We start from the raw sequence: 14,699 nt of genomic DNA, 5'->3' as shown, positions 1-14,699 counted from the left end.
TTCCAATAATGCATACTCATTTCGGCACCCCCAAAAATAACCCTTTTCCATATCGGAACACCGGATGCTTAACTCCACTGGTACTTACATCTGCCATACGTCCATGAAGGCGAGCAGCAAAACAACTTCCTGATGAAAGCATGTAGATAGATTTTGTCTTAACCGGCCCTTCCATGCCCGGAGACCAGGTAAAACCACTTCGTTGTATCCATAGTCCAGCTCCTGCAGCTGCTATTTCCAGTTCATCTTCTGTCGGAAGAAATACGGAAAGTGCCATTTGACAGTCCGTTTTCCTATCCTTTAAAAATTCTGATAAAGCAACTTCATCCTTATTATCGTTTTTCTCTGAAAGTAATATACTATCATCCGCTTTAATGAAAGAGCCCATTCCGCTCGATTTTCTGCCTCCTATGCCTGTCATCCCTGTTATACTGATGAGAGATTCCAACCATTCCCAATCAGAAGGATTCTCCATGCGGATTAATACATAAAGTCCTGCTGTAGGCGCAAAGAAATAAGCGCCAACCGAATATGGCACTCTTGTTCTGCCATTGAAATGAACCGCTGAAAGCATTGCTCCCCAATCTGGTTCATCCTCGAGTGATGCAGAGCCATAACGTAAATCATCCACATAAAACCTTAGATCAGAAGCACGCAGAAATGATCTTTTCTTACTTTTCTTTCTAAAAGATGACATGTCTCTGGCCTTTTGCAATGTTTCTGCCTTTACTTCCTTAGTCGTAACAGAGAGAACAGGCTTGGGTATATACCATTCATAGTCTCCATCGCGAAAATACCAGGGAAATAAGTCAGAAAAAGCAATTTCTTCTTTTTCTACTTTCTGAACCAGTCTATTCAGTATTTGTTTTCCCATTCGGGCTGCTTCACTGCACAGGGCGCTGAAAAAAGTATCCGCCCTGCAAACAGGCTGCACTGCGTCCAGTCCGCCTCCTCCGGATGCATCACCAAAATGAACAGGCGCTGTAAACTTTAAAGGAAGAATTCTATAGGTGCTCATAAGCAACCCCTTCCAAACCGTTCTGCCAGTTCTTTATCCAATTCGACTTTTCCTGTTCTGACATCAATCTTCTTTACATAAAAATCAGAAAAAGCCACCCGTCCGTATCCCCGGGAACCGTGTCCCCCAAGATAATCCAACTGGAGAAGCCGGAATCCATCCTGAAGTACAGTCATATCTTCTTCAAAATCTTCATTACTTTCCAGGTTATAAACCAGCTGAAAATCAAACTGCATACCTGCTGGTACCCTTTCTATCTGTCTTGGATTGGCTATACCAGTAGCGCGGTTAATTGAATTTTCAAATTTCACTTCCCCGAGATAGGTATCTGTATCCAGCCCGAAAAACTGTTCCACCGAGTTTTGGCTTACAAAGGAATCAGAAAACTGAAGACGGGAAAAAAGAATGTTACCTTGTTTCGCAGATCCAAAAAGCCTGAGCACAACCTCTTCATCACTATCTGGAGACATTCCTATGCCTATACCATTTCTTGTTTTAGCCAGAAGCGTACGCATTTTACCCTTTACTGAACTACCTGGAATAACTGGTTGCTTAGTCAGAGGATCTCGTATAAAGACATGGTCTACAGCACCAATAGGGGCATAATCATTGGAAACACCGATATGAAGACCTGTCTTCACAGTTAATTTTGCCCGAATAATCACCTTTGCTAAAAGTTGAGTCTGTTCCATAATTAATCCTCCTCACCACCATAAAATTTGTGAAATGCCACCAGTGCTTCCACATAGCGGGCAAAATTTTCATACTTTTCCAGGCTATCTCCTATCCCATCTATTTCTTTAAATAATTCAGCCTTATTTTCAAAATCCTTTACGGGGTTGTTGCGTCGTTTATCTTCTGCCCGTCCAATCTGGTAAGCCAGTTTCACCTTCAGAAATTTGATTTCCATCTGTAAATCCTCCGGAATTTTACGGGCTACTGAAGTTTTATTCCCGTTTTTTTTCTGGTCAATTTTTCCATTAATCCGATTAACTGCTGCCAGGAATTTTCTGATTTGGGATGTCGTCACCATTTTATAGTTATTGTTTGACGCATCCTCCTTTTCCTTTAATTTACGCATAACCTGATTTGCTCGATCTACATAATTATCCATTGTTCCTCCTTATTTGTCCCGCATACGATAAATCACCAGACGAAGTGCTGTTTCCAACTCTTTTCGATCTTCCCCGGAATGCTTCCCCCATTGGAAAAAGGCATACCGCACTTCGCTATAACATTGCTTTTCTTCTTCTGTACATTTTGGACCCTTACTGCTTTCTGGATCCATCCGCGCAATCACATAAGCAAAATGAGCCAGATTGAAAATCGGTTCATTCAATATTTCCAACAAACGATAAAGAAGAGATTTTCCAGCAGAAAGCATCCCCAATTTCTTTTCTTCATCATTCACGCCGGCAAACACAAAATGGGATAGAAGAAACTGCATCTTTTCTCCCCATACGCCCTCTTCTAATTCTGTCCATCGGAAAACCGGCATGTCCACATCGCTTCCTCCTGTACCAAAAAGTGCAATGCTATCCTTTACGGACTCATCCTTTTTCTTCGCACTGTTTTCCATTTTTCCGGTATCCGATGCCATTCGTATTACCGGATAAGAAGGGGAAAAGAATCCTAACCCAGCTGAGAACGACAATTGCCCATTAGTATAGGTTCTAAATGCTTTCCTGAGGTCAACCGACATTTCCAGCAAATCATCCCAGGCCCCAACCAGGAAAATATCATCACCACCGGAATACACAATATGAACAGCCCTTTCTCCTTCTTTTTCATGAAACAGATAAAACGGTTTCTGTCCTTCAGGCAATTCCTTGTAACAAATATGGGAAATAATCCCCGCAAAAAACATAGATAAGTACCGGGATAAGGAGGCATAACGGGAAAGAGTTCCATATACTCCGGGAAGTCCCGCCATAAATACAGCTCCCAACCAGTCTACATCTGCCCGAAGAACTCCCAATCGCCGAATTCCCTTTTTGCCCTTCCCGCCAGCTTGTTCGGCCAAATCTGCAAAATCAAGAATTTTTCCATTTTCACGGGCTGCATAATCCCCAACCCACAAGCGGGTGGCTATCATTTCTGAAGTCGTGGAATCATTTTTGCTATACACCCGTTCGATGATTCCCTCCTTCATATATTCATTTCCTTCTTCAGACGTTACCGCTTTTAACCACTGATTATGAAACGGTGCAGGAAGCCGAATACTATCTGGCTTTTCCTGATTCAGCACAACAAAGAAGGTCGCCTCTTTCTCCGGGTTTCTGTCTATCATCATTTTTCCCAGATAATACATACCATTGCACTGAGGACAAACCTTAAGCTTTTCACCTTCTTCTCCTCTTTCTGCCATGTAATCAGACAAAAGGGATTCCTTTAAAGAGTGATGACACAAGCCACACTCCCTCATCCCGGGTTCCATAAAATTCAGCTGACTATTTTCGGCAATCATCTGCTTTATCTGGCTTTGACTGTAACGCCCCCTCTTTTTCTCTGCTACTTTCCTGCTTACACGATAAAAAACGGAGTCTTCATCTGTTGTTTTGCCCATTAGTTCCTCAGCGCAAACTGGAACCCACCCCGCTGCCACATAAAGTCTTGTTCCATATAGTTCCAGCAACCTATCATTAACACCATGAAATGCTTTCTCCAAAAGTTGCACCGTTTCTTCAGAGTTATCTGCCAGCATATAAAAATGACCGCCGCCAGAATAAATAAGGTTTGACCTGGAAAGTCCTAACCGACTTAAAATTTCATCAATTATGTTTTCCATAACTATCTGCAGATAAAATGATCTTCCCCGGAGCATGCGCATAGCGCCTTTGGTTGGCACTCGATAAATAAATTTCTGTATACCTGAAAAATCTGCAGAAATAAAAAGCATATTTTTATCTCTGCGATGCTTTTCTCCATGGGTAAAACAATAATCCTTTAGGTTATCAACATGATAGCTACGCAGGTATCGATAAAGGGCTGAAGCAACAGCCGCTGTCATTTTTACATGATCATAAAGAGAAATATCAGCCACCTGACTCTTGTCTGTACTAGATGGAACAAAACTAACTGTATCTTCCAAGATACGAAGCAGTTCATTAGGTTCCATATCCTGGGGTGCTTTTCTCTGGAAATTGGCCTTCAAATCATTGAGAATCTTCGCATATTCTCCTGGTGAAGCTATCGGCCTTGGACTTTTGACAGGATAATCAGGCATCTCTCTGGCATTCAGTTCGCTCAAAGGGAAATATGATTTATCTTCCTTTTTTGTCCCTTCAAATACATTAAAAACATTTTCCAACGATAGCTTGGAATCGAATCCAAAAGCTTCCCCTTTATCTGCCGCATCTCTCCTGTCTGTTCCCGCAGCAATGTTATCAGCTTCACAAACAAGATACGCCAAATCATTATCTGCCAAATGTGAGTTTTTTAAAACTTTTGCATGATGATAACGAATACAACGTAGAATTGCCTGCCCTGCTTCCGTTTCGCCACAAAAGGCATCTAAAAAATCGGCTCCCAGGCGAGAATGCGTTTTTTTCTCTCCCCCTGCTCTATAGCTCACCTTTCCTATATCATGAAGCAAAGAAGCAATAGTAACTGTTTTTAATTGATTAACCATTATTCCACCCCTAGCCAAATTAGATGATATCCTGCTCTCATACATTCTTCTAATGCGAATTTATATACAGAATTTTAAAATTTCTGCTTGGATAAACAAACTTCTATTTCCTTCCTTTGAACTTTATCCCTATATCGATTTACTATTATGTAATTATTATAAATTTTATTTTCATTATTATCAATAACAGCCGAAAATTACACATTATTGTGTATAATTATCATCTAATAAAATAAAGAATTATGCCATCTAAAACAGAAATTTAAGGCAAGGAATGCTGTCCCACCTCAATAACCCCGTGAGCAAATGTCAGAATAAGCAAAAAAACGGACATGGAAAATATAGACATTTCCCCGTCCGGTTTTTTTGCTTATCTGCTCTACAAAAGTCTGAAAACTTTTTATATTATCCAGGTACAACAGCTACTGAAACAGCAGTTCATAAGATACCTGTTTTTTGGGCTTTTCTTAGTTGAAACGATAGATAAATACGTTTTGGTTTTGAACGAAATTATCAATTAATTCGACATCAATATTATCAAAGTATATTTGATGTATTTTCACTATACTTTGATCCTGCCAAACTACCTCATCACCGCCTTCCTCTGAATTATAGTTGGTTTATTCAAAAAATATCACAAAACGTCTCGCTTTTTAGCAACATTTTATCCTTTCCACCTCCGACAGCTTTCATATCCGGGTGCATAAATTTCCAACATCCTTGTTTTACACGATTGAGTAACGGTGTGCTTTCCTGCTTCTTAACTATGCTGCCAGCAGTCGGCTGTATGCCCAGTTCTGCGAGATTATCAAAAATGCGCTCCATAGCTTTTTCAGGATTGCTGTAGTATTCACTGCCACGCAACCGGAGAAACCGCCAGCCCAGACGTTCCAGGATAGTCTGACGTTCCATATCCGCACGAATCTTTGCATCACCACTGTGCCAACGTTCACCATCACATTCAAGAGCCACACGTCCCTGAGAATCGCTTATTACCATGTCAATTCGATAGCTGCCAACAGCCCACTGTTGTACCACATGATACCCCTTCCTAACCAGTGACTTCGCAACAGCTTCTTCAAATGGTGATTCCGCCTTACGCTCAATCTGTTCATACTCTTGCTGTAAAGCATGTGGATTTTCAGCATATTCAAGCAATCGTTTACGAATATCACCATCCTTAAGATCCCTACCAGAGTCAAGTGAATGTACAACAAAAAGCTGATCACGTGCACGGCTGACAGCAACATTGTAACGTTTAAAGTTATCATTCGTATCGGGCCTCTTCAGCTTAAGCGGACCACTTGCTTCATTACTGTCTACCATACTTAGCAGAATTACATCACGTTCATCACCTTGGAACTGCGCAGCATCACCCCAAATAATTTTGTGCCGTTCGATAGCGGCAGGATCAAGCGCATCCATCAGACGCGTACCGATTTTATCTGCCTGCTCCTTACCAAGAAGCGAAATAACTCCAATAGTCTTATCTTTATATTCCGGAAGCTGAATCATGCTCTGAATAAGCGCAACTATCGTATTGGCCTCAACGGCATTTGTCTTACTATTTCCATCACGATGTCCATCAGTCCGATAATTCACAACAGCAGGCAGAAGTTTACAGTTACTAGTATCACGTAGCGGCTTAATTTTACCATCATAACAAAGTTGGTTGGAGAAGTTAATGATGTCTGGAACACAGCGGAAATGTTCATGCAGCATTAATGGCTGACAAATAGTCTTGGCAATGTCATAAAGCGATGTATTACCTGTATAAAGTGACCAGTTTGGAATTCGGTCTTTAATATACATATCTACCAATGCGTCCATCTTATCGATGTCGAGGCCAACAGCCATTGGACTAACCTGCTTATCATCGCCAACAATAATAATTTTCTTTGCAAGATACATTAATGGCAGTGATGTAATATCTGCCTGGCTGGCTTCATCAATAATCATGACATCAAACTTATTGCGCCCCGGCACCATGTTATTCAAAACAGAGTTAATCGTCATAATCCAGGCGGGCACCGCCTTTTGACATTTTGTCATGAGTTGCTTGGCTTCAGCTCGATACCGTGGCGCTCGTTTACCAGTACCACGGCCAATTTTCTTCGTAATCAGTTTCCATCCTTGCAGATTCTGATTCATCGTTGCATCTTTTTCAATACGCTGCAACAGATGATACCACGCACGATATTCAGCTAACTTCCCCGTCACTTCACGATAGTTCCGCGACAATTCAACACTTTGCCGTTGCAATTCATCAAACGGCTGTGCTGTGATATCTGCTATCATCTGGCTGTACTGCTTCACCCGCCAAACTTCTTCAATATTTTCAAGAATCTCGCTTTTTCCGTGGTCCCCCACCCTATCACGGATAGCATTGGCCCATATCGGTGCAACAGAGTATAAACGTTCTAAATATTTCTTTCGACGATATTGTACAGTGTACTTCTGATAGAGATTACGGAGTTCATAATATAGTTCCGCATAAAGAGTCATATCCTGCGCCAGACCGGCATCTCTCAATTTTGTACAAAGTGAGGATCCCAGTGATGACGCATCTTCGAGCGCCAGGTAAATATCATCCAAACGACTTTTCAGCTTTATTAACTCACCAGCGTCCTTCTGAATTGTTATCAATGTTGGCAACAATGCATTAAACTTTGTTAAGATTTTTTGAATCCGCTTTGCGTCATCATCAAAATCATCATGTACAAAAATATCCTCCGGGCTCATTCCTGATTTCTTCATAAGGGCACAGAGATTCTGGAAATCCCTTGAATACCACTCAAGCCAATGTGTAATTTTATCAGTGATATTCCTAGCTATGCGTTCTGGTTCCTTGCCACCATCAAGTTCTTCAAAAGCAGGAACCCCCGTCTCCTTCATAAGCTCATTCCAATAACGGGCACATTCATCACGCATATCGCTTAATTCCAGAAAATGTAAAACCGTATCACATTTTTCAGCCGTATCCATAGATTCACCATTAATATGGATTCCATTAGTTGCTTTTTCATACTTCTTGTTGGTTAATCTCTTCCACCATGGAATTTTACCGTTTTCTGCATAAAGTGACTTCATTACTGGTAACAATTTACGTAATTCCTGTAAATTCAAGGTTTCGTCGATAGCAATATTCTTCCCAAAGATTGTGTCTGTAGATTTATCGGCATAATTACAAGTTTTCAGAACAGCATCACAAAGCTTTTCCCAACGCTGTCGTGGACCGGCACCACGCACACCATCAGCGGCAACTATAATCATCCAATCCTCTACACGACTGAGATTAGACAAATATTTATGCAAATCTGACAATGCTTTATTTTCAGCTGCACGTAGACGAATCACCTTATCTGCCTGAGTAACTTTAAGTACTGTTCCATCGGCAATCTTTCCTTCATTGGGCGAGATTAACTCTATCTGAGCGTCTATTTTTTTGGCCGCCTCCCTGATCTGCCTATTTAAGGTATCGCAACGTTTTAGCACCCCTCGGAATTCTTCCGGCGAGACAAGTTTTGCCGGATCTGGCAGATTATAATTCAGCTCCTTTTCTTCGTCGGCTGTTATTTGCACATTCGATTGATAGAGCTGTGTAAGCTCTTCAAATGAGAGTGGCAGAGGTGCCCCAGTTTTAATTTTCCCGGGAATATAGTCTAATTCAGAAGCATGGAGGTTCACCAAATGTGCAGCTTTGATTGGCGATACTCCTTCGCCATTGTAAGTCAAAGGTTCATGTTCACGGAAATTAATAGTATAAATTTTTTTGCGAACTTCCGCCAACTTGTCGATAACCGACTGGCGTTCCTCCTGCGCTTGTTCAGCCCTATTAGAAAGCTCTTTTGTTCTATGTTTTGATATATATTCGGTGATTCCATCAATTGAGCTTTCCATATCTTTATTTGTGTCGTCGAGTATTGAAACGCAAAGGTTTTGAAGTGATTTGGGTAGCTTATCTTTTAATACATTCAATGCCTTCGGTGTATGGCTTGTTACGAGTACACTATTCCCCAAGGCCAGAAAATGCCCCATGAGATTGGCAATCGTATGCGTTTTGCCTGTACCAGGAGGCCCCTGTACCAGTACAGCATCATGTATACCAATTTGTCGCGCAATTTCAAGTTGTTCTTTATTTGCAGGCTTCGTCAAAAGAATATCAACGTCTTCCCCACCTACCTCTGCAAGACCTTGTTCCAACGTCGGCTCAGCATAATCAGTAACGGGAAATGCAATATTTGCCCCCGCAATATTGGCGAGAGATGCCGGAAATTCCCCTTTTTCTTCAATATCAGCCACTATCGTATCTATAAACTTTGTAAGCCCATCGATACGACGACGTAAGAAAAATACAGGACGCTGCTGCAGGAAAAACTTATCTGCTGTTCCTTGCGGTATATCTTCATTCATTTTTACAAATCTGCCATCAACACAAAGACTGTTGATAGTCGCTTGTAAAAATGCTGGCGTATCAATTCGATCCATTGGATGATAATATTCTGCATCAAGACGTTGTTGCAGATCCTGCACAACACCAGGTCTTACCATATCCAGATTTGAAAGTAACAACGTATAAAGTTCAGGTTTTTGATCTGTATCACAAATTGCAATTATGTTGCTATCTGAATTAAATTCGATACGAACGCGTTTGGCAAGAATCGGATGATTTACTGATTGTCCCGTATGATCTATAAGAATACCATTACCAATCATAAACTCCAGTGTTTCTGATTCCTGCTTCAACTGAACATACAATGTATACAAAGTACGAAACAACTCGCGTACTCTTTCTAATTCTTGTTCTTCTTTCGACCAAAATTCCCAATCTTTAATCCATCCTTGATAATCAGCAACCCTCTTTGGATTATCAGTAAACTTATCGTATATATAGTTGCCATACTGATCTCTCAGCGGATTGCCATCATTTCCCTTTCTTACAACCTCTGTTTTAGGTTCAGGCTTCTTTTTTGCATTATTCCATTCATTTTGATCCAACCAATTACAAACATTCTCCGGTGGTTTCGGTGCTTCCTGAAGCGCTGGATTATGAACAGACACCAATACCTGCGATTGATTTTCTTCCCCGCTATCTACACGATCACGATAATTCACGGTGATTTCATCGTTCCTGACAGGCAACCTATCAAGAAATAGACACCATGGCTCAGCCTGTATGTCTTTAACGATTTTTATCCTGAGGTTTCCAAGTTCTTGTAGAAATTTTAAAATTGCAATGACTTCATTACGTTTATCCATAGCAGTGCTCCAATCCATGCGATGATTTTCATATTCATTTGTATAAATATCTTAACATTCGTTAATTATATTACATTATCTATACAGAAATCAAAACCAATTCCTTATTATATCTCCCCAATTATTATATCTCCCAAATTCTTCTGGCTAAAAATCTCCCATATCTAATACTCTATCCAAGAGTCCCAATAGTATTGACGATGAATTATATCGATTGTCACATACCTGCAATCTACGCATAACACCGGTTCACATGGCATTAGAGCTACCATGATATCTCCTTCCTGAAAAAGATGCTGTCCCGGATTTCTCCTCCGGCTCATTGCTTATTACAGTTGATATACTATAATCAATAGTGTATATCTGGAATATTCTTACCGTTAGGAGATAATTTTTCATGTCATTTATTATGTTGGTCCCTTTTTTGGGGTTACTTGTCATTATCGTTATCTGGGATAAACTTGAGAGCATCCCTTCCGTAAGAAAAGGAAAACACTCTCTATGGTTTCCACCGCCCACACCAGGCAGCCAGTTCCCGGTAAGTACAACTGCTAAGGAAATTTCAAATCACAGTTCTCCACCTGAGCCTTTGTTCTCTGTTTCTGACAAACAACCACTCATACGGATTCATTCGGTCCATCCAAGCCACCGCTATCATGGTCACGTAGGATGTGACACGGACGATGAAAATGAACATAATACCACACAGGACTATGAATATGACGACTATGACAGCTATGACGGCTATAGTTATATATGGGGATATGACAACGGTTTTGCAGATGGCACAGATAGTGCAGAACGGGATATAGAGGAAGCCAGACAATTTGGATATGAGCAGGGGTTTGAAGATGGAAATGCTTCTGCCTATGATGACGATGACTACGATGATTATGACAACGATTATGACGACTATGATGACTATGATGACTACGACGATGACTAAGGTATTATGGAGGTGCCAAACGGTGAGATAGAAAAACAGGTTCGAGCTATGGAGGGAATGCCGGGACTATGCGCTCCCCAGTCTCAGCAAGGAGCAACATAATATCATTATTATTGCTTCAGAGTCACATACGACACTCTCCCCCACCATCTATTGCACAAATGGTCCGCCTGACCGCAGACCAGCCCATCATACATAGGAATACTTGCGGAATACTTGCGAATTTCTGATTATTGTGAATTATGGGCAATGAAGAGAAGACTTTCTCTGCATACATACTGCCTTCTTTCCTGCTCTTGGCTTTCGCATTCTTACCTTTCACAAGAGAATATTCCGTTCCCCCTTACAATCCCCCGGAAATGGTAAGGGGTACGGCTTAAAGCAAAAAAGAATCGGACCGGGATTGAAACCATTGATAGTTTCTTTCCCTTGTCCGATTCTTTTTATTGCATGGCATTTTTATTATTTTTTCGCCAGCATTCGTTAGCCCTATGTTTCCTTTTCTTCCCTACTGGAAGTGCAGGCTATGTTTAACTCGTTTTCAAGTGGTGAAATTCGGGTGGTATAGAGGAGATAAATCTTTCCATTCAACATGGTCGGGAAAATGGAATGAATATCCCAGTGACACTTCTCATCATTTCCCAGGGTCCGGAAGACACCGGAAATCGTTCCTTCTGGGTTCTGACGAATCCGGTTCATCATGGATTCCGATTCATTGAAAGCCAGGAAACGTTCTCTATCTTCAGGATGAATCATGGTTTCTGCATACTGCTTAACCATGGCCTGAATTCCCACACGCTTCTGATAAAAATGTTCCTGGAAAGGAGTATTTATTATCAGCGGAACCGCTGTATCTTTTTCCATATCTACAAGGAAAACCATCTGGTAGAGGGATAACAGGTTCCGGGTAACCTGGTCCAGATTCTCACTGAATTTTCTCTCGGTCTGCATGGTGATGTTGGTCAGGTAGAGTTGAACCAGGTGATGTTGACCATGAGAGGCCAGGTAGTTGGCCTCCAGTTTCACATATCGGCCATTTAACGTATATGTCAGCGCTTCTTCGGTATGGCTGTTTATAACATCTGCCAGCATCCTCTGCATATTTTTGCTGGTCGGGCCGGCCTGGTCATTAACAAACTCTTCGTTTTTTTCCAGACTCATTATTCCAATGGATTGAAGTGTCTTTCTGTATTCTTCATTGACAAAAAGATATCGTATACGATGGTTGGTTACTTCTACCACCGCCATCGGCTTGTCTATGAGAAAATCGATAGCTCCCAGGGATCCATAATACTTGCGCAGCTGTGGCGTTTCCACCTGCCAGTGCTTATCCTGACATACTCGTTTCAGTTCTTCAAAAGGCATAGGTCTACCATAATAATAGCCCTGGAGCTGTTCACATCCAATAGATTTGGCAAATTCCACCTGTTCACTGGTCTCTACGCCTTCCATCAGCGTATGCATTCCGATCTTTTTAGCCATCCGGATTATAGCCTGGATTATGTTCTGCGATTTATCCGTAAAATGGGCCAAAAAGGCCATATCAATCTTGATTTCATCAAAACTGTAGTTTTTCAGTGTATTCAGGGATGAATAGCCACTGCCAAAGTCATCCATCCACACTTCGTATCCGGCTTGCCGAAACCGCTCTATTTCCTGATAAAGTATATCCCCTTCATAGACTAATAAGCTTTCGGTGATTTCCACATACAGCATATTCCTGGGCACCTGATACCGCTTCCGTATTTCTTCCACTTCGTCAAAAACTGACTCCTGGAAAAAATCTCCTCTCGATAAATTAAACGAGACCGGAATCAGGGTTTTCCCCTGTTCTTTTTGACTCTGGTACAGACGGCAGATTTCCTCCAGTACATACATGTCCAACTTCCGAACCTGACGGCTGTCTTCCAATAAAGGGACAAACACACCGGGATTAATTTTCCCTTTTTGAGGATCCATCCAGCGGGACAGGGCTTCCATGCTTGCCAGGGTTCCAGATACAGTGCGGATTACCGGTTGGAAATATACCTGAATCCAATGTTTTTCCATAGCCTCCCGGAAATGGTCAATTATATAATTCCGAAGATTCCTGGCATCACCCATAGATTGAGTATAAAAGCACACATGTTTGTCCGGAAATTCCTTAATGGTGTCACAGGCCATCCGGGCCCTGCTGCAGCCCACCTCTAGCGGCATTGTATAATCATCCACTGGGCAAATGCCAAATTTCACATCCAGATGGCTGGCATCATATAATCCATGAATCTGCCCGGTAATTACCGGAATCTGTTTTTTCAGGGACGGCAGGCTGGTCAGTATTACGAAATGGTCATCCTCAAAACGGGAAATCAGCTTATTTGGAAAGTTTCCCTTTAGTACTTTTGCCATTCGGATGAGGAATTGATTCCCTTTTTCGCTGCCATTACGCATATTATACAGATGAAAATTACGGATATCCACATACACCAATGCCATTTTCGGCGCCTTGGAATCCAGAGAAGCTAATTTCATAACTACAGAGGCATGCTTCAGAAACCGTGTTTTCCCTGGAAGTCCGGTAAGGGAGTCCATATCATAGACCTTATATTTGGTGTCATTATCCAGAAAAAATACATAAAAAACGGTACCCACCCCGGGGATGAATACTCTGTGTCCGAACTCCTCTACCCTGCGGATAGAGCCATCCTTTCGGATTATCCGATAATTTACGAAATCCAGTTTGCTTCGGCTGCCGGCAATCTGCTCGCGGATATCCCGCTCTACCCCTTCCCGGTCATCTGGATGAACCAGGTTTGCAAAAGTCCCTCCCGTCAGCTCCATGAAATCCATAAAAGAGGAACACCCCATCATGGAAATAAGCCAGGAGTTGGCATAAAGAATCTCTTCCCGTTTGTTATCACGATAAATCAGGATACCGCCCGGCAGATGTTCCGGCATCTGCTGAAGAACCAGATGCTGAATCTGTTCCTGAGTCATGAGTGTCTCCGTTCTTCCGGCACAGGATATTCACATTCCGGCAGAAGCCAGAAATATTCAATAGCCCCCAGCGTTTCCTGTCCTTTGAATAAAGGTTCTGTATGAACCATCACCGGAATGCGTTGACCGGTACGGTCTTTCAGGAATACCGGCTGTTCCCTAGACTGCCCATCGAAAATGGTAGCCATCATAGGACAAAAGTCGTGACACAGATGAACCCCCTCCCTGTCAATGTGATTCAGCATACCTTCAAAGCAATAGCGGCCCACCATTTCTTCCCGGCTGTATCCGGTGATACGCTCGGCACCTGTGCTCCAGAATACGATTTTTCTCTCTGTATCTAACACATATATTCCCATGGGAGCTTCATCCACTATTTTCTGCAGCAATTCAGTTATTTCAATATCCACGATATCACCTTTATCCCGGAAAATTCATACTTTTGTTGCCAATCTATACAACATCGTTTTTTTATCAGTATAAACTCTTTGCCGATAATTGTCCATATGAGAAGAGGAGATATAGATGAGCCTGCAGCTCACAGGTCGGTACATCCTAAACGGATGTAGGTAGGTGCCTTAACTTCATCATGGCCGATCGGTGAAATTCCACAGGAATTGCAGGGGGGATTCTGCGAATGGCCTCTCTTATAAAAAAGTGAGGAGCAACATATTACCGTTATTCCCATAGATTCACATAGAGGATTCTACTTTCCCCCACCAGCCAAAGGCTGGCGGTCCGCCCTTTCTCTCCAGAACGGGAAACGTTTCGCAAGCTTTCCTTTTCTTAGCTTTCTTATTCTTACGTTTTCGTAAAGTGGAAGAAGTGTAACATATTACCTTCATTCCTTCTGATTCACATAGTGGATT

Annotated in this window: 8 protein-coding genes; 1 reads left to right on the top strand and 7 read right to left on the bottom strand. The window is 41.9% G+C overall.

Going from position 1 to position 14,699, the window contains the following annotated elements; all coding sequences use genetic code 11:
* Window positions 1-16: 16 nt before the first annotated feature.
* The 5 genes from csm4 to BLQ79_RS04960 form a co-directional block, all read right to left on the bottom strand.
* Window positions 17-1,018, bottom strand: coding sequence for a type III-A CRISPR-associated RAMP protein Csm4 (csm4, locus tag BLQ79_RS04985; RefSeq protein WP_091364506.1), 1,002 nt, complete (start codon window positions 1,016-1,018; stop codon window positions 17-19).
* Window positions 1,015-1,710: a type III-A CRISPR-associated RAMP protein Csm3 gene (csm3, locus tag BLQ79_RS04980; protein ID WP_091364497.1), complete on the bottom strand. Its 696-nt coding sequence runs from the start codon at window positions 1,708-1,710 to the stop codon at window positions 1,015-1,017. Before csm3 ends, csm4 begins: the two co-directional genes overlap by 4 nt.
* Before the next feature lie 2 nt (window positions 1,711-1,712).
* Window positions 1,713-2,132, bottom strand: coding sequence for a type III-A CRISPR-associated protein Csm2 (gene csm2, locus BLQ79_RS04975; protein ID WP_091364494.1), 420 nt, complete (start codon window positions 2,130-2,132; stop codon window positions 1,713-1,715).
* A 9-nt stretch (window positions 2,133-2,141) separates the two neighbouring features.
* The gene (gene cas10, locus BLQ79_RS04970) at window positions 2,142-4,694 is read right to left on the bottom strand and encodes a type III-A CRISPR-associated protein Cas10/Csm1 (RefSeq protein WP_091364493.1); all 2,553 of its coding nucleotides are present in this window, start codon (window positions 4,692-4,694) and stop codon (window positions 2,142-2,144) included.
* A 579-nt stretch (window positions 4,695-5,273) separates the two neighbouring features.
* On the bottom strand, window positions 5,274-9,908 hold the full coding sequence (locus BLQ79_RS04960) for an AAA domain-containing protein (RefSeq protein ID WP_159427846.1): 4,635 nt from the start codon (window positions 9,906-9,908) through the stop codon (window positions 5,274-5,276).
* A 397-nt stretch (window positions 9,909-10,305) separates the two neighbouring features.
* Here BLQ79_RS04960 and BLQ79_RS08300 point away from each other — a divergent pair, with 397 nt between their 5' ends.
* Complete coding sequence (locus BLQ79_RS08300) at window positions 10,306-10,854, top strand: hypothetical protein (protein WP_091364485.1); 549 nt, start codon at window positions 10,306-10,308, stop codon at window positions 10,852-10,854.
* Between the two features lie 489 nt (window positions 10,855-11,343).
* Here the strand turns inward: BLQ79_RS08300 and BLQ79_RS04945 are convergent, their stop codons facing one another.
* Together BLQ79_RS04945 and BLQ79_RS04940 are read right to left on the bottom strand one after the other, a co-directional pair.
* Window positions 11,344-13,830 (bottom strand): EAL domain-containing protein, encoded by a 2,487-nt coding sequence (locus BLQ79_RS04945; protein ID WP_091364480.1) that lies wholly within the window; start codon window positions 13,828-13,830, stop codon window positions 11,344-11,346.
* Window positions 13,827-14,240 carry a PAS domain S-box protein gene (locus BLQ79_RS04940; protein ID WP_234944931.1) on the bottom strand — a complete coding sequence of 138 codons (414 nt, stop codon included), beginning with the start codon at window positions 14,238-14,240 and terminating at the stop codon, window positions 13,827-13,829. Before BLQ79_RS04940 ends, BLQ79_RS04945 begins: the two co-directional genes overlap by 4 nt.
* Window positions 14,241-14,699 lie beyond the last annotated feature (459 nt).

Origin of the sequence: Dialister histaminiformans, from assembly GCF_900103425.1 — a bacterium.
Lineage (GTDB): Bacteria > Bacillota > Negativicutes > Veillonellales > Dialisteraceae > Allisonella > Allisonella histaminiformans.
The sequence above is the reverse complement of the archived record's forward strand: the minus strand, read 5'-3'. Positions and strand labels throughout refer to the sequence as shown.